This is a genomic window from Methylotuvimicrobium alcaliphilum 20Z (assembly GCF_000968535.2).
Classification (GTDB): Bacteria; Pseudomonadota; Gammaproteobacteria; order Methylococcales; family Methylomonadaceae; genus Methylotuvimicrobium; species Methylotuvimicrobium alcaliphilum.
The window spans coordinates 1,884,238-1,905,745 of the sequence record NC_016112.1; the positions used below are offsets into that span (position 1 = coordinate 1,884,238).

General features: G+C 46.4%; 15 protein-coding genes. 12 read left to right on the forward strand and 3 right to left on the reverse strand.

Annotated features, from left to right (window positions below; genetic code table 11):
• Window positions 1-3: 3 nt before the first annotated feature.
• Complete coding sequence (locus MEALZ_RS08010) at window positions 4-1,203, reverse strand: EAL and HDOD domain-containing protein (protein WP_014148123.1); 1,200 nt, start codon at window positions 1,201-1,203, stop codon at window positions 4-6.
• A gap of 215 nt (window positions 1,204-1,418) precedes the next feature.
• On the opposite strand from MEALZ_RS08010, the gene MEALZ_RS08015 reads away from it, so the two are divergent.
• The 4 genes from MEALZ_RS08015 to MEALZ_RS08030 all read left to right on the forward strand — a co-directional run bounded on the left by MEALZ_RS08015 (window position 1,419) and on the right by MEALZ_RS08030 (window position 8,859).
• The gene (locus MEALZ_RS08015) at window positions 1,419-1,628 is read left to right on the forward strand and encodes a heavy-metal-associated domain-containing protein (protein WP_014148124.1); all 210 of its coding nucleotides are present in this window, start codon (window positions 1,419-1,421) and stop codon (window positions 1,626-1,628) included.
• 164 nt (window positions 1,629-1,792) lie between these two features.
• Window positions 1,793-4,048: a heavy metal translocating P-type ATPase gene (locus MEALZ_RS08020; protein ID WP_014148125.1), complete on the forward strand. Its 2,256-nt coding sequence runs from the start codon at window positions 1,793-1,795 to the stop codon at window positions 4,046-4,048.
• On the forward strand, window positions 4,048-4,560 hold the full coding sequence (locus MEALZ_RS08025) for a hypothetical protein (RefSeq protein ID WP_046061051.1): 513 nt from the start codon (window positions 4,048-4,050) through the stop codon (window positions 4,558-4,560). The genes MEALZ_RS08020 and MEALZ_RS08025 overlap by 1 nt, the downstream gene beginning before the upstream one ends.
• A 1,503-nt stretch (window positions 4,561-6,063) precedes the next feature.
• Complete coding sequence (locus MEALZ_RS08030) at window positions 6,064-8,859, forward strand: EAL domain-containing protein (RefSeq protein ID WP_014148128.1); 2,796 nt, start codon at window positions 6,064-6,066, stop codon at window positions 8,857-8,859.
• A gap of 20 nt (window positions 8,860-8,879) precedes the next feature.
• Here MEALZ_RS08030 and MEALZ_RS08035 read toward each other — a convergent pair whose 3' ends face one another.
• Window positions 8,880-9,419, reverse strand: coding sequence for a hypothetical protein (locus MEALZ_RS08035; protein WP_014148129.1), 540 nt, complete (start codon window positions 9,417-9,419; stop codon window positions 8,880-8,882).
• 443 nt (window positions 9,420-9,862) lie between these two features.
• On the opposite strand from MEALZ_RS08035, the gene MEALZ_RS08040 reads away from it, so the two are divergent.
• From MEALZ_RS08040 to MEALZ_RS08075, 8 genes are all read left to right on the forward strand, one after another.
• Window positions 9,863-11,011, forward strand: coding sequence for a sensor domain-containing diguanylate cyclase (locus tag MEALZ_RS08040; RefSeq protein WP_014148130.1), 1,149 nt, complete (start codon window positions 9,863-9,865; stop codon window positions 11,009-11,011).
• Window positions 11,012-11,542: 531 nt separating this feature from the next.
• Entirely contained in the window at window positions 11,543-12,904 is a 1,362-nt protein-coding gene (locus MEALZ_RS08045) for a V-type ATP synthase subunit B (protein WP_014148131.1), read from the forward strand.
• Window positions 12,885-13,487: a V-type ATP synthase subunit D gene (locus MEALZ_RS08050; protein ID WP_014148132.1), complete on the forward strand. Its 603-nt coding sequence runs from the start codon at window positions 12,885-12,887 to the stop codon at window positions 13,485-13,487. Before MEALZ_RS08045 ends, MEALZ_RS08050 begins: the two co-directional genes overlap by 20 nt.
• A complete protein-coding gene (locus tag MEALZ_RS08055) occupies window positions 13,488-15,284 on the forward strand; it encodes a V-type ATP synthase subunit I (RefSeq protein ID WP_014148133.1) in 1,797 nt (598 codons plus the stop codon).
• A complete protein-coding gene (locus MEALZ_RS08060) occupies window positions 15,284-15,733 on the forward strand; it encodes an ATP synthase subunit C (RefSeq protein ID WP_014148134.1) in 450 nt (149 codons plus the stop codon). The genes MEALZ_RS08055 and MEALZ_RS08060 overlap by 1 nt, the downstream gene beginning before the upstream one ends.
• Window positions 15,734-15,744: 11 nt before the next feature.
• Entirely contained in the window at window positions 15,745-16,434 is a 690-nt protein-coding gene (locus tag MEALZ_RS08065; protein WP_014148135.1) for a V-type ATP synthase subunit A, read from the forward strand.
• Complete coding sequence (locus MEALZ_RS08070; protein ID WP_014148136.1) at window positions 16,431-17,117, forward strand: DUF2764 family protein; 687 nt, start codon at window positions 16,431-16,433, stop codon at window positions 17,115-17,117. The genes MEALZ_RS08065 and MEALZ_RS08070 overlap by 4 nt, the downstream gene beginning before the upstream one ends.
• Before the next feature lie 9 nt (window positions 17,118-17,126).
• Window positions 17,127-18,953 carry a V-type ATP synthase subunit A gene (locus tag MEALZ_RS08075; RefSeq protein ID WP_014148137.1) on the forward strand — a complete coding sequence of 609 codons (1,827 nt, stop codon included), beginning with the start codon at window positions 17,127-17,129 and terminating at the stop codon, window positions 18,951-18,953.
• A 664-nt stretch (window positions 18,954-19,617) separates the two neighbouring features.
• Here the strand turns inward: MEALZ_RS08075 and MEALZ_RS08080 are convergent.
• Window positions 19,618-21,363, reverse strand: a complete 1,746-nt coding sequence (locus MEALZ_RS08080; RefSeq protein WP_223842356.1) for a methyl-accepting chemotaxis protein — start codon at window positions 21,361-21,363, stop codon at window positions 19,618-19,620.
• Window positions 21,364-21,508 lie beyond the last annotated feature (145 nt).

Here is a 21,508-nt window from a genome sequence, read left to right on the forward strand (position 1 = left end):
CGGTTATTCGATGTTGTTCATGATTTGATTCGCCCAGTCGATGCTTTCCAGATACGCAGTGTTAATCATCGCCGGAGTTAAAGCTTTGAAGTGTATCGCTTGCGGCAACCATTGCTCGAAACCGAGCACGAATTGAAGAATTTCTCCGCCTAATCCATTCTTTTCCAAAATAGCAATCGCGACATCGGCCGTCAATGGTAATTGACCGAGCGCTTCATCGATCGGCAAATCTAGGATACTGTCGAGACTCGATAGTATACCGATTAAAAAGTAATGTTCGGGTTCTTCGCTAAGGTGCCGGGCTAATAGTTCGCACATTTTAGCTCGAATCAAGGCTGTTTGAAGTAGGGCTTTCGGTTTATTCGATAATGAGGCGAAGGTTAGAATATTACACCATCGTTTGATTTCATTCAGGCCAAGATAAGAGACGGCATGCCGGATCGATTCGATGCGTCGTGGAATCGCAAAAAAAGCCGAGTTAATGTAGTGCAATAATTTAAAGCTTAATGTGACATCTTGCGAAATGATTTGTGTTAGTTCGAGAAATTCTACGTTGGGATTATTGACTGCAGCCAACAATCTGATTGCCGCTGTTTGGTTTATACCCAAACGCCGGCCTTCGACGATGTTCGGTTTGCTGAGAAAAAAACCTTGAAAATAGTCGCAGCCAAGTTCGAGTAGTTGTTCGTATTGTTGGTGGCTTTCGACTTTTTCGGCCAATAACTTAACGGGGTAATGTTTGAGTTGTTTGATTATGTCGAGGGTTTCTTGCTCGGACATTTGCAAGACATCGAGTTTGATGATGTCAACGTACTCTAGTAAAGGCCGCCATTCGTCAGTCAACACAAAATCATCCAGTGCTAAGGTATAGCCGAGTTGCTTTAGCTCTTTAATGTTGTTGATGATTCTTAAGTCGACTTTGATGTCTTCTAGTAGCTCAATAACAATGCGTTCTTTGGGAAGGCTTAACGGTGTTTTTTCAAGGATATTTTGGCCGGTAAAGTTAATGAAAGCCCTGTGGCTTTCGACCAATTGATTAATGCCGAGTTCGAGTATCGTATCGGTAACGATTTGGTTGGTCGCTTGCGTGGCTTGGCTTTCTTGCGCCAAGTCGTATTCATGACCTCGAAAAAGAATTTCATAGGCATAGATTTCAAGTTTTCTATTGAAAATTTGTTGACGACCAATCAAAAAGTTTGTCATTTAGATATGCCCATTGCTGAATATCCCGGTGCTTCTTTAAACCGGCGCCAAAATTCGAGTATAAAACAAAGTATGAAAGCATTGTATTTGGTTGTATTGTATTTGAGCGTTAGACTATTTTTTTGAATTAGTTTATATCATGTTTAACAAATATGCGTCGAGCGGTGCATAGTGCGTTTTAATTTAATATTATGACTAGAATCAGTGGAGAGGACATGAGCGAGACAATTGTGCTGACGGTAACAGGTATGAAATGCGGCGGTTGCGAAACCAATATCAGCGATAAATTAAAAACACTGGATGGTGTGTTATCGGTTTCCGCAAGCCATAAAGACAATAAAGTGGAGGTGGGCTACGATCCGGCTAAGATCGAGGTCGAAGAAATAGAAGATGCCGTGATCGATGCGGGTTTTTCTGTGGAATGAGGGATTGGTAAGGTTCAAGGTTCAAGGTTCAAGGTGAAAGGTGAAAGATGAAAGATGAAAGATGAAAGATGAAAGATGAAAGATGAAAGGTGCTTTGCCCCTTAAGCTCCTTGCCCCTTAAGCCTTGCCCCTTTAACCTTATTCACTTCTATTCGGAGATTATTATGAGCACACAAAACGAATCCGAGATGACGATGCCCGAACTGCGCCTGTCGATTTTGGGCATGCGTTGTGCCGGGTGCGTTGGAGCCGTTGAAACCGCCTTGGCGGAAGTTGAAGGCGTGGCCGAGGTTTCGGTCAATTTTGCCGATCATTCGGCTCAAGTCAAAGGCGATGCCGATCCGGACGCATTGACCAAGGCGGTAAAAGCGGCGGGTTACGATGCGGCCGTCATGGAAGGTTTGGATGAAGATCCCTCCGAACAGGAAGAACTCGAACTCAAACGCTATCGTTCGTTGATGAAAAAAGCCGCGGCGGCTGCCGCGTTGGGTATTCCGTTGATGTTGGGCGATCATTTCAACTGGCTGCCCGAAATCGGTTCGGAAGCCGGTCAATGGTTTTGGCCACAGCTTTCCTTGATGACCTTGGGTATTTTGATTTATTCAGGCTGGCATTTTTATAGCGGCGCGATCAAGTCGCTGTCTCACGGTCAGGCCAATATGGACACCTTAATCGCGCTGGGAACCGGTTCGGCTTGGTTGTATTCGTCGATCGTGATCGATTATTCCGATGCCTTGCCGTCGCTCGCCAAGCATGCTTATTTCGAAGCGGCCGTGATTATCTTGGCGTTCATCAATTTAGGTTCCGGTTTGGAAACCTTAGCGCGCGGCAAAACGTCGGGTGCGATTCGTCAGTTGATCGGGCTTCAACCGCGTACCGCGAGAGTCATCCGTGAAGGCAAGGAAATCGATATTCCGATTCACGATGTCGGGCTCGGCGAAATCTTGCGGGTCCGCCCCGGCGAAAAAATTCCGGTGGACGGAACGGTGACCGAAGGGCATTCGTCCGTCGATGAATCGATGTTGACAGGCGAACCCTTGCCGGTCGAAAAAACCGAAGGTTCATCGGTTGCCGCGGGCACGATGAATCAAAAAGGGAGTTTTATTTTTAAGGCGACGCGAATCGGCCGCGACACCGCGTTGGCTCAGATTATTAAAAGCGTGCGTCAGGCGCAAGGCAGCAAACCCGATATCGCGCGTTTGGCCGACAGGATTTCGAGTATTTTTGTGCCGGCCGTAGTTGCCTTATCTGTATTGACATTTCTTATATGGTTAGGCTTCGGTCCCGAGCCGTCCCTGGGGTATGCCTTCGTGACTTCGATGACGGTACTCGTCATCGCGTGTCCATGCGCATTGGGCTTGGCAACGCCGATTTCAGTCATGGTTTCGGTCGGACGGGCGGCACAAATGGGAATTTTGATTCGTAACGGGGAAGCCTTGCAGACGGCAGGTAAAATGACTTGTGTGATTCTCGATAAAACCGGCACGGTTACCGAAGGTAAACCGTCGGTTTCAACAATCGAGGCTGTGAACGGTTTTTCCGAAGAACAAGTGCTGCAAATCACTGCCAGTATCGAATCGGGTTCCGAGCATCCTTTGGCGGGAGCTATTTTGGCCGAAGCGGAGCGACGCGGTATCAAGCCGTCACGGGCACGGCGTTTCCAAGCCGTTGCAGGCCACGGAGTTTGCGCTGAAATCGATAAACGTCAGGTTTATTTCGGCAATACTGCGCTAATGGCGCAAAAAGATGTCGATTGCGCGGCTTATTCGGAGCCAATGCAAGCATTATCGAAGCAGGGCCAAACGCCGATGCTGTTGGCGGTCGATAACGAAATCGCCGGAATTGTCGCGGTGGCCGATCCGATTAAAAAAGATTCCGAACAAGCGATTAAACAGCTTAAAGAGCAAGGCATACGCATTATTATGGTGACCGGCGATAACGAAGTTACGGCAAAAGCAATTGCCGGTCAGGCCGGTATTTCCGAAGTTAGGGCGCAAGTGTTGCCGCAGGACAAAGCCGCCGTCGTCAAGGAATTACAAGAGAGAGGAGAAAAGGTCGGCATGGTCGGTGACGGCATTAACGATGCGCCGGCTCTGGCGCAAGCCGATGTCGGTATCGCGATCGGTACCGGCACCGATGTCGCGATTGAAAGTGCGGATGTCGTGATTTTACAAGGTTCATTGATGAAAGTGCCCGAAGCCATCGAATTGTCCAAGGCGACAGTCATCAATATTAAACAAAATTTGTTGGGCGCGTTTTTTTATAACACAATCAGTATTCCGGTCGCGGCCGGCTTGTTGTATCCGTTGTTCGGTATTTTATTGAACCCGATGATTGCTGGTGCCGCGATGGCAATGTCGTCGGTCACTGTTGTGATGAATGCCAACCGGCTTCGGTGGGTGAAATTAGGAGGAAGGTGATGAATAATTTATTTAAGCTTATTTTTTGTGCGGCCATTGTGTCGGTAGTCGTGGCTTGCGGTGATTCTTCCAGTAGCGCGAAACAAGTCGGGATCAGCTCTACGCATGTTATTGAGGGCACCGTGACCGATCGAGACGAATTGATTGTTAGTGGAAAAATTCTCGCGAAGGACAAAAATGGATCGACGATTGCTACTGCCGAACCCGATCAAGAAGCCCACTATTCGATAGCATTGCCGCCTGGATCCGCTTATCCGGTGACGCTCGAGATTGCCGTAGACGAGAATACATTACTGGAAGCGGTTGTGATGGATTCGGCATTGGCGATGCAGGATATTTCGACGATGTCGACGCTGGTCGTCGAATCGGCTAGAAATTTGGGCGGTTTGACCAAGCAAAATATGGCTCAGGCAGCTATTAATGCGATTCGGCAAAACAAAAAAGCCAGCGGCAAAGGAACCTCCACCGGGTTTAAAGGTGACCCGACTAAGCAATACGGTGGCTGGCATTAATGGAGTACGAGCGCTTACTGATTGGTTATCCTGGCCGGGGTTTACTCCTCGGCAATTGCTCCTACATTGCCCTAATACACGCCATCCGAGGCGTAATGCATTCTAGTCCCTCAGCAGTTGCCGAGGGACTAGGGGGCACTGCCATTAAGTTAAGCCGTTCGTGGTGAGCCTGTCGAACCATGGACGGCTTAACTTATCGACCCAGGATTTTTCCATTCACCCTTCGACAGGCTCAGGGCGAACGGAAAAATCCTTAACTTAATGGCAGTGGGGACTAGGGGGGGGATTGTTAAAAAATCCCCTTTCAATCTCCCTTTTCTAAAGGGAGGCTAAATCAGCAACTTGTTTTATGGAAAGACCACCGGAGGGTGCCGTAGAACCTTTTTATGGTTTTTGTTGCTATTTTTGCGCTGTCGAATATTTTTTTTACTTCCATTGTAATTATTCAGCATAAGTCATGTATGAGAAGGTGTCAGGCATTGATTTATAAGGCTGTCTGTAACAGGACGTTGCAGTCAGAACTTACAGGGATGTATTCACGCGTCCTTAGAAATCAATGCCTGACACCAACCTACCGCATGTGCTGAATAGTTACCTTCCATTTTTTGAATCGATTTCGTCAATTCATGCCGGAATGATAGGTTTCCGATAAATTAGTAGTAGCTTGATTGAATAAAAAGGTTATACTCTATCCGTTAGGATTTATTGCTTCGAATACCCTGCTATCATATTGTTTCGAGATTACGCGCGCATTATTTTTGTAACTAATTGATTTATTTTTCTTATTTCTTTCGAAAATAAATTAAACCAATTCAATTGTCTTTAATCCTGGAAACAGAAGAGACGGAAAGCGCGAAGTAACACCGTAGGGTTAAATAGGGTAAAAAGCGCTAAACTGCCGATTTTTGTTAAAACTTAATCAGTTAGGAACGAGCATGAAATAACTTAGACAACTGTTGGAAGGGGGCTCGGTGGCTCGATTGACAGGTGTCGGCGGCAGGGCAGATTTTTGCTCCTCGGCAATTGCTGAGTTACATGGATGTAATGAATGCAGAAAATGCAGGAGCATTTTTCTGCCCTGCATTGCCCTAATACACGCCATCCATGGCGTAATGCAAAATCTGCATTCATGCCATCCATGGCAATCGGATTCCGCCGTCAAGCCTACAGGGACGTATTCACGGCGTCCTGTCAAGCGAGTCACCGAACCTCCGCAAAGCCTACTACTTGTAGAAGTTATTTTGTGCATATTCCTTAACTATTTTCAAATAGTTATATTCCTAATGTTTTAATTGCTCAATTGAAGTAATTCGGTCGGCATTACCTTGTGTAGCCGGCTACGATAAGCCAAGCAATAGTTTTCGGCAATGGTCAGGTTGCTCTCGAATAGAGTATTTATTTCAGTTGAATCCGACGGCACATTTTTTATGTCGTTCACCTTATGCGGAGTCATAATATTCAGGTTATAGAGGTGTTTATGTCATGGTTTGATTGGTAAGTTCGATGGATGAAGCCCCTTTTTTCAGTTTGCGCTGGAAATTATCGATTTTATTCGGCATAGGAATGTTGTTCGTGTATGGCGCTTATTTCTATTATGCTTATAACGAAGTGAACCGGGTTTTCAAGCTCGAACGCGAACATATTCAAAGCAAGCAATTTGACACCGCTCAGGTATTATCCAACGAAGCATTCCAAACTTTAGACCAGCTCGCCGAAGGTTTAGCTTTCTCGGTAGAGGGTGCTGATAAAGAAAAAAAACTGTTCGAAATGTTGGAACGAAATGGAGAGCAATTACAATTAATTTGGGATATTGAAAATGTTACTTTATTCGATGAGAGTGGGCGACTCATTGGTGTATGGGGACGTAAACTGGCAATATCCAATGCTGATGTGCATCAGGTTTTAAATACCGAAGAACCGGTTCACCGAATTGTATGCCCCGATGCTTGTTTTCAACAAGCGATGATTCCAATGTTGGGACAGTCAAAGTCGGCCGGTGTATTGAGCGTATCCCAGTCATTAGCAGACATAATCATCAAATACAAAAAGCTAACGAATAACGATATCGGCATTTTAGTCGAAGACTCCCACACGTCTGAAGACCCGAATTATACGGTCAAATTAACCGCTAAAACATTTTCCGGTTTGGATTTCGATATCTTAGGTATTTTATCCAAGAGCGACGCAGTCAGCCGTTTTGCCGACCGTAACGAACGGTTGTCTTTCGGAGACCGCTACTATGAGCTCGGTATGAGACGCATGAATCACTCGGAGACAAATCGTGCGCCATTTTTTGTTTTTGTTAACGATATCACTCACGATATAGATGTTTTAAATGCCAAGCGGAGATCAATTTGGATTCAAGCTTTGATGAGTTTTTTCTTATCGCTACTGATGTTATTGATTGTTCTCCGGTTTTTTATTGGTCGCGTGGCCAGGTTGTCAAAAGCGATTCCGTTATTGGCCAATCGGCAATTTCCGGCATTCAGGCAGCAAGTAAAGTCTAAAAGATTGTTTCCATTTTTTCATGACGAAATCGATCGACTAAATCATTCCGTATTAGGATTGGCTCAGCAGCTTGAGTTGGTGGAACAAATCGTAAATACTAATACCCTTGAAATCATAGAGCATAACCGGAATTTAGCCGAAGAAAGAGACTTTATTAATCGTATGGTGAGTACCGCCCCGGTCATAATGATTACGCAACGGATGAATGGATTGATTGCGAGTGCGAATCAGGCGGCTGCGGATGTATTAGGCGAAGAAAGAGATTCGATTATCGGTAAGTTATTTGATCTCTATTTGCCGTCCTCCGAGGAGCATCATCGGGCTCAATTGGCCAGGCTAAGAAGCGATAGGCATGCGCAACGGCTGCAAATAGAAGGCAGTTTGTTGTCGAAGTTAGGTGGGAGTCACGACATATTTTGGATTCATGCGCCGTTTTATCAGGATGGCGAAAACCAAGAAGCGTTTGTGCTTTCGATGGGCGTTGATATGAGTGTCGAACATATCGTTGAGCAAAAGCTATTAACCATGGCAAATTACGATCCGGTTACCGGTCTGGGCAATCAGAGAAGCTTTGAATCCGAATTAGCCGATCGGCTCGCATCGGCTAAAAGACATGGCGGCAAGTTGGCCTTGTTGGTATTTGATATGACTCCGCGCGGCACCGGCGATTTACGTTTCGATAAATCTTACATGCTTCGTGTCGCAAGCAGACTTAAGCCCATTCTGCGATCTTCCGATCGATTGTATCGTATTGGCGATAATCGTTTTGCCTTGATCATGCCGAATTGTCAACAACGAGGGATTATTATATTAGCGAATAAAATCATTGATGAAGTTGAATCACTCAATGTGGAAATTGATTCGCCAAACCTTTTCTTATCAACGGGTATCGGAATAGCGCTCTATCCGCAGCATGGCGATACTGTCGATCAATTAAGGGCTAATGCTCATTCGGCGATGCATCATGCAAAAAAAGACGGCTTCTATTTATTTTTCGATCAGCAACGTAATAGTCAAGGCAACGGCAAAGGGCGAAGCGAATGGCAAGTTTTATTCGATATCGCTTTCGATAGGGATCGATTTGTGTTGAGTTATCAGCCGGTTTGGGATATCGATCAACGTTGCGTAAGCTATTTTAACAGTCGCTTATGTATACGGCGAGATGACCGTAGTTTGATTTCGCCGGAGGAATATTGGCTTTATGCTGAGCAATTAGGACTGGCGGCTCGACTGGAGCGCCTTCTGGTCGTTACGGCAATTAATGAACTCGCTTTTTATAATCAATCGGGGAATCGGATTAACATCTCGGTCGGTTTATCCGGCGCTTTGTTTTTAGATCCCGACTTTTGCTCGGATATGGCAGGATTATTAAACAAAAACGCGGTTGATCCGAGTCAAATCATATTTGAAATCAGTGAATCTTCGGTGGTTGGTCAGTTCGTTATTGCACAACGTTTTGTACGGCGCATTAAAGAATACGGCTGCCGGTGCGCATTAAACGATTTCGGAAGTGAATTTTCATCGTTTTTTTACCTTAAGCATTTGGCGGTCGATTTTGTCAAAATCAATGGGCAATTAGTTGAGCAAATTAAAAAGAACAAAGGCAACAGCAAAAATTTACAGATGATGGTCGAACTGGCTCAAGCCTTTGATAAAGTAACTGTTATTGAGTCTGTGAATACGCCTCGGATTTTCGATGTGGTTAAGAAAGCGGGTGTTAATAATGTCGCTGGAGACCTAATCGGTAAGCCTAGCGAAAGCCCAATCATTCAAGCGAATCGAGTTGGGTGATCGCTTTCTTATATTGTAATTTACGCGTAAAACTCATAGGGGTTATCGACTGATTCTTGTTCGATAGACATGACGGCTTGATTCAATGCGATCAATTTTTTCTCTTCCTCGATTTGCAGGCCGATCATATAGAAAATAGGCATCCACAAAGGGTTGATTAATAATCCGCCGAGCACTGATTTAACGGTACGCTTGATATTTTTAAAAGGATTAAAAGATTGACCTAGCGATTCATAAGGGGATGCTTTAAACACGGCTTGAATCGGTCTGAGTTTAGATTGTTCCGGTTCTTCAATCATCACTAGGAAATTCGTCAACTTCCGTTCGATTTTTCGATAATTTAGTCTTGCCAGTCCCGCCGATACTGCAAAAGTAACAGCGACAAAAGGCAATAATACTGCCGGAGGCGCTACCGGTGCAAAAAAAGTCGACATCATTACGATACATAAGCCTGCCATCACAATATCCTCTCCTCGTTCGACATCGCGATCAATGGACTCAACGATTTTAGTTACGTTTTCGTCTAGACGATTAGCTGAATTGTCTGTTTCTCGATTCATTTTGCATACTCCACAAGAAGGGTTAAACGGAGAGTGGTCAAATAAAGCTTAACTCTTTCAAAGAGTATCATCAAAGTTTCAACGAACAAGTTGCGCTATGAAAAATTATATCAATAAGAAAGGTTACGGCATTCGTAAATTTTTATTTTACTGCTAATCTTAATGTGCGAACTGTAGAGATGATTATTGCTCCTTATCCGAGTGGAAAACGTCTAGTTTTCAGGTGGTTTGGGGCGCGTTTGTCGGGAATGACGGTAGTAAGTAGGTCGCTTTTTGCTCCAGCAAAATCGCTATTTCCGTTATCCTTCGCGGTTAGGATCTGCCGTCAAGTTCCCTTAAGATGAGTTTTTTCCGGCTCCTAAATCTTTCCATCTTTCTTATTGGATCGAATTTCGCTAAAACATCGAACAGTGTTATTAATAGGGGAGTAGGGCTTTTTATTAATGAGAGATTTAGCTTTGGAAGAAGATTTAACGACCGATTTGTCGATATTGCAAAGTCATTTAGATGGCATGATCAATCGGGTTCAACAGAACAGTAACGCCTTAAGGCGATTTCAAGCATTTGAAAGACGTTTGCTTAACTTAAATTCTTTATCCGAAATGATTGTTCATATTCTTGAAGGCGGGAAGGCATTTTTCGACCTCGATGCCATCAGTCTATGTTTGGTCGATAAAGAAAACGAATTGTCGGAATATTTGATACAGGACGGTTTCGATATCAAGACCACAAAGCAATTAACTCTGCTTAAAGACCGTCATCAGTTAAAAGCATTGTTCGGTTTTGCCGTAAAGCCCTATATTGGCGCCTATCATCCAAAGTGTTCCGAATTCTTTAACTATACCGATAGAAAGCCGGTTAGTGTCGCATTGATTCCGTTAATCCGCCGTGGAAAGTATCTAGGATCATTGAATTTCGGTAGCTTTCAGCAGGAACGGTTTATCGATACAATGGCAACCGATTTTATCGAGCATATGATTTCGGTGGTCAGTATTTGTTTGGAAAATAATCTGAATTTCGAGATGATGCGCAGGACCAGTTTTATCGACACACTGACCGGCGTCAACAACAGACGTTTTCTTGAGCAAAGGCTTGTAGAAGAAATCGATCGCTGCCAACGAAGCGGCGAGCCATTGTCTTGTTTATTTCTCGATATCGATTATTTTAAGTTAATCAACGATACCCACGGACATCAAGCAGGAGATTATATACTGAAACAAGTGGCCGGATCGGTAAAAAATCTGCTACGTAATAATGACGTTCTGGCTCGATACGGTGGCGAGGAGTTTGTGGCGTTGTTGTCAAATCTTGATGAAAGTAAATTAATGGCTATCGCCGAACGAATAAGATGTACGGTTGAATCACTTAATATGGTTTTCGATGGTAAACCGATTCAGGTGACTATTTCGATAGGCGCCGCGTCTTACTCGGCACCCAAGCATATACTTTCGAACGCAGCCGATATTGCGATGCGGCTAATTGAATCGGCCGATGCCGCCTTATATCAAGCTAAGCACAATGGTCGCAATCGGATTGAGAATAATGGCTTTATTATTGATCGAGCGTTGATGGAAAGCGCAGCATCCTATTAACCTAAAAAGTATTTCACCATGAAGATCATGAAGAATAAGAAGTTAAGTTTGTCATGCATTTGCAAAACAGTTTCGCTATCCTTAAAGGCTACTCAAATTTTATGAGTATCCTATTGAAATAATTCAATAATCCCTCCAATCTATCACTAGCCTAAGGGTTTGGTCGTAAATAACTTCCCTATTTTAGGGAGGGTTCGGTACCTTTCGTACTTCAAATTTCGGTAGTGCCTGAGGAGGCACTGGGGTGTGCGGCCCCTCACCTAATGCTGGTGAGGGGCCGGCATAGAGCCTACACGGACGTCTTCACTGCGTCCTGCCAAGCGAGTTACCGAACCCTCAACAAAGCCCATAGTTTCAGGACGTTGTTTATCACGAAATCCTAAAGTATAAAATCACAACTTCCACTCGGTGTGTTCAATTTAGTTTCTCTATGCCAAAAATAAGGCTCTTTATGGGCTTGGACTTGTTATCATAATGTCATCTAACAATATTATAATCCGCTTATATTTAGCCTATTTTTCGGGGTAACGCATGATCGAACATATGGTCAGACATTACAATATTTTGTCCATTGTCGGTAATATCATTACTGTAAACGTTGACAGTACCTTCGCAAACCAAGAAATTACGACTCGGTTCGGGGATTTAGCCGAAGTCGAGGACGTTAATGGCAGCGAGTCGTTGGCGCAAGTCATCAAAATCGATGGCAACAAGGTTTCCTTACAAGTTTTTTCGGGAACCCGAGGAATTTCGACTGCGGCTTCGGTGCGCTTTTTAGGTCATTCGATGCGAGTGACTTATTCGGCGAATATTCTCGGTCGGATTTTTAATGGTACGGGGGAGCCGATGGATGGCGGTTCGATGCTTAAACCCGACCCGAAAGTGACGATTAACGGTGCGTCGGTGAACCCGATGAAACGGGTCCTAGCCTCTAAAATGATCCGAACGCAAGTGCCGATGATCGATTTGTTCAATTGTCTGGTCGAGAGCCAAAAAATACCAATTTTCTCGATTTCAGGTGAACCGTTTAACGCATTTTTGGCTAGAATCGGTATTCAAGCCGATGCCGATATCGTGGTTTTTGCAGGACTTGGCCTGATTTTCGATGATTTTCATTATTTTCGAGCGCAATTCGAGGAGGCTGGCGTATTCGCGAGGACCGTGATGTTTTGCAATCTAGCTTCCGATCCTATTGTCGAACGGCTTTTGGTGCCCGATATGGCATTGGCGGTCGCGGAACGCTTTGCGGTTGAAGAGGGCAAACGTGTCTTGGTCTTGATGACCGATATGACTGCCTATGCCGATGCGATGAAAGAGGTCGGTATTTCGATGGAACATGTACCGTCGAATCGCGGTTACATGGGGGATCTCTATTCGCAGTTGGCGCGCCGATACGAAAAAGCCTGCGATTATAAAGGTGCCGGTTCCGTTACGATTTTGTCGGTGACAACGATGCCGGGTAACGATGTGACGCATCCGGTTCCGGACAATACCGGTTATATTACCGAGGGCCAGTTTTATTTGCACGACGGCATGCTCGATCCTTTCGGTTCGTTGTCTAGGTTGAAGCAACATGTCATCGGTAAGGTCACGCGCGAGGATCATGCGCAAATCATGAATACGATGATCCGTTTTTACGCGGGCTCGGTCGACGCCGAACAAAAGCAGGCAATGGCTTTCGATTTGTCCGATTACGATAAAAAATTGCTTCGATTCGGGCAATTATTTAAAAAACGTTTCATGGACATCAATGTCTCTATTTCATTGGAACAGGCCTTGGATTTAGGATGGCAAACCTTGGCCGAATGTTTCGAGGAAAGCGAGTTATTAATGAAACAAGCCTTGATCGATAAATATTTCCCGAAGAAAAGTCATGGCCAGACTCTCGCTTAACAAGGCTTCATTGCATAAGGAAAGCGCCAAACTTAAACGCTACCGGCAATATTTGCCTTCGCTCGATCTCAAACGAAGACAGTTGATGGCCGAGCGGGCCAAAGGCTTGGCGCAGCTCAAAACTACCGAACTGCAAATCGAACAGTGCCGGCAAAAAGTGAGCGAAACATTACCGATGGTGTCCTATCGGGATATTAATTTAAACGATCTGGTTAAAGTCTCGGCGGTCGAAATAGGCGAGGAGAATATTGTCGGTATTACGGTGCCGATATTAAGGAAGGTTGACCTAGTGACGATGACCTACTCGTCTTATCTGAAGCCGCACTGGGTCGATGCGTTGGTCGTGCAATTGAAACTTATGCTGGAGTTGAAGTTACGGCAACAGGTCGACAGACGTCGATTGACGATTTTGGAAGCGGCGGTCAAAAAAGTGACACAAAAGGTTAATTTGTTCGATAAGGTGTTGATTCCTAAAACGGAGCGCAATATACGCAAAATCCGTATTTATCTGTCCGATGCCGAACGAGCCGATGTTGTTCGGGCAAAAATGACCAAACAACTCCGTATTAAACAAGGTGTCTAAATGGCAATCGTCAAGCTGAAAAAGATTACTTTTTGCGGCATGTTGTCCGATAAGCGTCGGATATTGGAGCAAGTGCAAGCCTTAGGCGGTCTGCACTTGATTCCTTTAGCCGAACCGCCTGGGCAGGAGTTCGGCGCGCCTAAAAATACCGAAGGCGTGGTCGAAGCGCTTAAATATCTTAATGCCTGCGCGAACAAAAGACATCAAATCAAAGACGCGACGCGTTTCGATCTTGAAAGGATTACCGAGGAAGTTTTGGCCATTAAGGCGAAAGTTCGCGAGTTGACCGATATTTACGACGCCTTGTCGAAACGAATCGATGAGGTTGAACCGTGGGGCGACTTCCAGTTACCGGAAACCGCGCAATTGGCCGGTTACCGATTATGGTTTTACATTATTCCCAAAAGAATGATGAAAAAGCTCGAGGACTGCGACTGGGTTTGGCAGACGGTTTATCAGAATAATTTATATTGCTATGTCGTCGTCGTTGCCGAATCCGAGCCGCCCGAAAACAGCATGCCGGTGGCAAGAACTCATACCGGCTCGATACCGCTTTCGACATTGAAAACTCAGCGAAGCCAGGTCGAATTGACGCTCGAGGATTTACAGGCCGAACGAGAGTCCTTGACTCGCTGGATTACCTTGATGACGGTGCATTTCAGTGAGGCGCTGGATCAGGCCGATTTGGCCAAGGCGCAAACAATTACACGCGACGAGGCCGGCGTGTTCGCCTTGCAAGGCTGGTTGCCGGAAGCACATACCGAAAAATTTCTTCGTTTTGCCGAACATCATGGTTTGGCCGTATTGGTCGAAGACCCGGATCCCGGCGACAATCCTCCGACCTTGCTCGATAATCCTCGGCAACTGGCCGGCGGCGAAGATATCGTCAATTTTTATCAAACGCCGAATTATTACGGTTGGGATCCGTCTATTGTCGTGTTTTTTTCATTTAGCGTTTTTTTTGCGATGATTCTGTCCGACGCCGGTTATGCCGCGGTTTTCGGGTTAATACTGATGTTCAAATGGCGCAGTCTCGGACAAAGCCTCAAAGGTCGCAGGCTAAGGGTATTAGCTGCTAATACGGTGGTTATCTCGCTCGTCTGGGGCGTTATTTCGGGGGGGTATTTCGGCTATAGTCCGCCTGAAGAAAGATTGGTTTCCGCATTAAAGATCATCGATATTAACGATTTCGACGGCATGATGCGCTTGTCGATCGCGGTCGGCGTCGGGCATATTGCCTTGGCCAATGCGATTCGAGCCTATCGCCGATACCCTTCCTTAACGGCATTGGCCTCTATCGGCTGGCTGTTGGCAGTTGTCGGCGGTTTTTGTTTTTGGCTTTCGGCGACAACGGATAATGACGGGTTGCGTCAAGTAGGCATTATTTTGCCGGCTACGGGCGGCGTTTTGTTGTTGCTGTTCAGCAGCGAACGAGGTTTAAAACGCTGGAGCGACTTGTTTTGGCGTTTGCTGGACGGTGTCAAGAGCTTGATCGGCATTACTCAATTATTCGGCGATGTGCTCAGTTATATGCGTCTATTCGCATTGGGTTTGGCTAGCGCATCGTTGGCGCTGACTTTTAATCAATTGGCGGTGCAGGTTTATCATGCCTTACCCGGTCCCGGGTTGTTGTTCAGTATTTTGATCTTAATCGTCGGCCATGTCTTGAATCTGATGTTATGTTTGATGAGCGGGTTGGTTCATGGTTTGCGTCTGAATTTTATCGAATTTTATAACTGGAGCGTTTCCGATGAAGGTTATCCCTTTAAAGCATTTTCCAAAAAAGGAGTCCGTTGATGGCTGAGGTATTAGTGATTTTAGGATGGATCGGTTTATATGCGCCGATGGCCTTGGGTGCGATCGGCAGCATTATTGGTTGTGCGGTTGCAGGCCAAGCCGCGATCGGCGCGATGCTCGATACCGAAACCGGGCACGGTCGCTATGTCGGCGTTTCGGCGATGCCGTCTTCTCAGGTGATTTATGGCATTGTCGTGATGTTTACGCTGAATCGGCCGATTACCGAAGCGAATGCTTCCGGTATTTTTGCCGTTGGCGTCTTGGCCGGATTCGCACTGATGTTCAGTGCGATTTATCAAGGGCAATGCTGCGCCTCGGCGATTCATGCCTCGAAGGCCAAACCCGAGATTTTCGGTTTATCGGTAGCCCCCGCCGCGATCGTCGAAGGCTTTGCCGTCTTTGCATTTATTTTCGCCCTAGTGATTAGCGGCGGAATTCCTCAATCTTAAGAGTCGAGAGTATGAAAGCGGAAAAAGCGGAAGTCGCATCGAGCGGCGTCGAGAAATTGATCGAGCGCTTGAGAGAGGAAGCGATTAATGCCGGACAAGCTAAAGCCGAGGATATCGTCCTTAACGCACAAAAACGAGCCGCTTGGATTGTCGAGGAAGCCGAGCAAGAGGCGCAATTATTGCTTGAAAAAGCACGAGCCGAAGCCGAAGCGCTTAAATCTTCCGGTGTCGATGCGTTGCGCTTGGCGGGGCGGGATGCGTTACTTAAATTACGCGATACTTTGCTCGGTAGCTTTAGTCAGGAAGTCATGCGCGTGGTCGGTAAACAAATGGCCAAATCCGAATTTATCGAGCAATTGATACTGGCATTGGCGGGCCGAGTACGAGAAAAAACCGGGCTCGATCAAAATTCTAAAATCATTTTTCAATTACCCGAGGATATCGTCGGCGTCGAGGATTTGCGAAGAAACCCGGAGGAGCTTAAGCAAGGAGCCTTGTCGCATCTGACCGCCGCGATCGCATCGGATTTGTTGCGCGATGGCGTATCCTTTGAAGTTTCGGATCAAATCAAATCGGGTATCGTAATCAAGCTTGAAGAGAACAACATGGTCATCGATTTTACCGATGAAGCCGTTGCCACTTTGTTTTTGGAGCATTTACAACCGCGTTTTAGAGCGCTCTTGCAAGGCATCGTCAAGTGAGCGGCGAAAATTATAAATATACGCTTTTACTTAGCAGCCTTCCTGTCCATCCGACGGAACTATTCGAGACCCGTCAGCCGCCGATTTCGCGCATTCAGTTGGATAAGCGTTTGGCCTTGCTAGATAACGAAGATGCCGACGATTTGGCAAGAATTGAAGCCTTGCTGCATTGGTCGAAAATGAAAGAACTCGATGACGAAGCCGTCGTTAAACAAGGGATGGTCATGTGGCGTGCAATCAGGAACCCGTTTCTAAAAGAGGTCGTCATGTGGCGTTTGGAATTAAGGACTATTTTGACGGCGCTCAGAAGAAGGCGCGACGGCGAAAGTTTAACCTTGGGCGCGCCTTTTGACGGTTTTGGCGAGCGTTTACGCTTTATCAAAAAACATTGGCGCGAATCGGCTTTCGGAATGGATGCCTTATTGCCTTGGGTTAGGCAAGTCAGCGAGCTGATTGAACAAGATAGTCCGCTGGAGTTGGAAAGACTGATTCTCGAGTTGATTTGGCGGCATTATCAGAGAGTCGGGCAGGGGCATTATTTCGATTTTCCCGCAGTCGTCATTTATGTATTGAAATGGGATGTCATTAACCGTTGGACCCATTACGACAAAGAGCAGGCCGTTTTACGATTTGACGAATTAGTCTCGGCCGGATTAGACGGCGTTTCGATTGAATTTGGATAAATTTCTACGATGAATGAAAGCACATTGACAACGGGTTTGGATCAGGCTTCGGCGAGAGTCGTCTCTGTTCAGGACGATATTGTATCGATCGAATCGGTTGCTGACACGCCGCTGACGAAGAATGAAGTCATTTATATTTTGCCGAGCCGAAGCGAAGCTAAACATAAAGAGCGGCTTAAAGCGGAAGTATTGCGTATTTACGGCAACCGCGCCGACGCACAAGTTTATGAAAACACGACAGGAGTCGGTGTCGGCGATCCGGTTGTGCAGACCGGCGAATTGTTGTCGGTCGAACTAGGGCCGGGGTTATTGGGACAGGTTTATGACGGCTTGCAAAATCCCCTCGATTTATTGGCGACCGAATTCGGCTATTTTTTGCCTCGAGGCGTCGATTTGCCGGCGTTGGATCAAAATACCAAATGGGCATTCACGCCGTGTGTGCAAACCGGTGCAAAACTCTATGCCGGTTGTGCGATCGGTGCCGTGCAGGAGCGACGCTTCAGCCATAAGATTATGGTGCCGTTCGACATCGTTGGCGAGGTCGAAGTCACTTGGATTCAGGAAGGTAATGTTACGGTCGATGAAGCTGTCGCAAAAATCAAACTGGCCAACGACAAAGAGCAAATCATTACGCTCAAACAACGTTGGCCGATTCGCTTGCCGTTATCGCAACAATTGCTGCGCAATAATGTGGTGCAACGCCAATATCCATCTGACCCCTTGATAACGCATTTACGTTTGATCGATACTTTTTTTCCGATTGCCAGAGGCGGTACCGGCTGTATTCCCGGGCCTTTCGGCGCAGGTAAGACGGTTTTACAGAGTTTGATATCGAGAAATTCGGAGGTTGACATTGTCATCGTAGTCGCCTGCGGCGAGCGAGCCGGCGAAGTGGTCGAGACCATTACCGAGTTTCCGTTGACGATCGATCCAAAAACCGGCGGATCGTTGATGGACCGCACGATCATTATCTGTAACACTTCGTCGATGCCGGTTGCGGCTAGGGAGGCATCGATTTATACGGGAATCACGCTCGGTGAATATTATCGGCAAATGGGTTTGAATGTATTGCTGCTGGCCGACTCGACGTCGCGTTGGGCGCAGGCGATGCGCGAAACGTCGGCGCGACTCGAGGAAATTCCGGGCGAAGAGGCTTTTCCGGCCTATTTGGACTCGGCGATCAAAAACATTTACGAGCGGGCCGGCGTAATTAAAAATCGTGACGGCGGAACCGGTAGTCTCACGATGATCGGCACCGTTTCGCCGGCCGGCGGTAATTTCGAAGAACCGGTTACGCAATCGACCTTGAGTACGGTCAAGACCTTCTTGGGTCTCAGTGCCGACCGGGCATATAAACGTTTTTATCCGGCCGTCGATCCGTTGCTGTCCTGGTCTCGTTATTTAGAGCAGCTTAGGTCTTGGTATGATCGTGAGCTTATTTCAGGGTGGACTGAACGCGTATCCAAAGTTTTAGATTTGCTTGTTCGGGGCGATAGTGTCTATCAAATGATACAAGTCGCCGGCGAGGAAGGTGTGACCTTGGAAGATTTTGTGCTGTATCAGCAAGCCATGTTTATCGACATGATCTATCTGCAACAGGATGCTTTCGACGATGTTGACGTGTCGGTGCCGCTTGATCGGCAAAAAGAAATATTTATGCTCATTATCAAGTTGGTTGATGCGGAGTATCGCTTTACCGATCAAAACCATGCGCGGGATTATTTTACCCGGCTGACCGGACTCTTCAAAAATCTTAATTATGCAGTTTGGCGTTCAGCCGAGTATAACGATTTACTCGCTAAAATAGAGAATTTGTATAAATCGGTCGATAATTAGGAATATGCACAAAATAACTTCTACAAGTAGTAGGCTTTGCGGAGGTTCGGTGACTCGCTTGACAGGACGCCGTGAATACGTCCCTGTAGGCTTGACGGCGGCTATCCCTGCCGCCGACACCTGTCAATCGAGCCACCAAACCCCCTTCCAGCAGTTGTCTAGGTTATTTCATGCGCGTTCCTTAGCAATTCCCAGTTTGAACATGTTCTCGCGGTTTTAGGGTGGGGTATGGAGCATGCCCGTTTAACCTAAAAAGAGCAGTTGACATGTGTTGTAGACCGTTCGCGCTGAGCCAAGTCGAAGCATGAAGGATCTACAACACTTTCACCGTCTTGGTGGAGCCTCAAACTACCGTTTACCCTTCGACGGCGCTCTCCTGAGCGCAGCCGAAGGGCTCAGGGCGAACGGTAGTTTGAGGCTCTCAACTACTCTTTTTAGGATGATTGCTTTCCAATACACTGAGCGTGGAAGAGGGTGCGATTACTCGCTTGACAGGACGCCGCGAACCCAGCACCTAAATTCCATAGGTCTTTGGCAATGATTCAAAATCATGGCTTATTTAGGTGCTGGGTAAATACATCCCTGTAGGCTCTATGCCAGCACCCCGGCGCTTCCTTAGGCACTGCCGAAATTTGAAGTGCGAAAGGTATGTTTTTGCATGTTCCTAGGTTTTAAATTGGCCAACCATTTCTTTTAATTGACTGGCTAAGGTCAGCAATTCTCGGCATGCGGTCGTTGTGTTTCTAGCGCCGACCGAAGTTTCATTGGAAACCGAGCTGATATTGCTGATGTTGCGGTTGATTTCCTCGGCGACCATACTTTGTTGTTCGGCGGCGCTCGCGATTAAATTGTTCATGTCGTTGATTGTATCGATTTTATCGCTGATGCTGGCGATCGCCTCGCCGGCCGATGCAGCTTGATCAACGCTGGTCGTGGCTTGTTTTTTTCCGTTTTCCATAACTTTAACAGCTTGTTCGGCGCGGGTTTGTAAGCGTTCTATCGTTTTTTGGATTTCCAATGTTGAATTTTGCGTGCGGCTTGCCAGTGTTCTGACTTCGTCGGCGACAACCGCGAATCCTCGGCCTTGTTCGCCGGCTCTAGCCGCTTCGATTGCGGCATTCAATGCCAGGAGGTTGGTTTGTTCGGCGATACCTTGAATGACGCCTAATACTTCGCCGATGCTATTGCTATCCGACTGCAGTTCATGGATGACATGCGCGGCATTTTCCACTTCGGATGCCAGCCGGTTAATGTCTGCAACGGCAGCCGTCACAACATTTTTGCCTGTCAACGCTTCGGCGTCTGCTTTTGATGCGGCCTCTGAGGCTTTAACAGCATTGCGAGCGACTTCTTGAACGGTGGCTGTCATCTCTTCCATTGCTGTCGCTACTTGTGTGGTTTCCGATTGTTGCCTATCGACACCGTGTTCGGTTTCTTCGGAAATATTAGCAAGTCGTTGCGAGGCTTGAGTCAGTTGCTCGCTGGTCGTGCTGATGTGGTCGACGGTTTTGGCTATTTTTTTCACGAAATTGTTGAAACTATGCGCAACCCAAGCAAATTCTGTTTTTCCTTCGGTTTTTAGCCTGGCTCTCAGGTCGCCTTCTCCGCTGGCAATATCTTGTAGTTTCAGTGCCAGATCGGTTAACGGTGCAATGATGATGCGGTTCATCGAAATATAACCGGCTGCCCCTATTACGATCAACGTGATAATCGTAAAGCCTATTGCGTACAATACATGGGTTCTTAGTTGTTCATTGACACGGTTCAGCGGTGTAATGATTTCAAAGGCGCCATGAAGGTCGCCGGCACGCTTGTTTTCCATTCGATAACCAAGAATATCGCTTCCTGCATAATTGCCCCACAGTTCGCTAGAAGTTGCCGGATCGCCATGGCAAAATTCGCATTGCTTGGCCAATCTTACCGGTCTAAAATAGCGGATTTCTTGGGTTTCTTCGTCGATGTAAGAGTATTCGGTGGATTGCGGGTTATTTTGGAAGAATTGAAGGGCTTTTTGTTCCAGCGCATCGGCTTCGTTAGCAGGATTCCGGGCGCCGACTCGGGGTGCTTTGAATCGGAAGTTGCCTTCTTTGGCTTTGGCTTCGACGACATCCATTGCATTCATAACCGGGACCGTAGCTAATATTTTTGCTCTGCGTTCGGGGTTTATGCTGTCGCCGGCCATTATTTTTACTAGCTCGACAGAAAAAATGCCGCTTTCCCATTTTTGATTGGTATTTTCCCTAACCGATTCGGAAACCAGTAGCAGGTTCTTGGCATTTTGAATTTCGGATTCGATCAGTTTTTGTTTTTCCGATATCCCGTACGTTACCAATAAGCCACAAGCTATGATTGCCAGTCCCGTAAGAGTGATAGCCACTACTTTAACGCCAACAGAGTTCCAATTCATCATTATCATTTTTGTTCTCCAGCATATCCTGAGTAAGTATTATATGCGATATGCATTGTCAATTGGCCGTACAGTTCAAGCCTGGTTACGGATTTAGTTGTTAAAAAGTAATTCTTCGACGTAGGTTATTTATTCATGGACAAGCTTG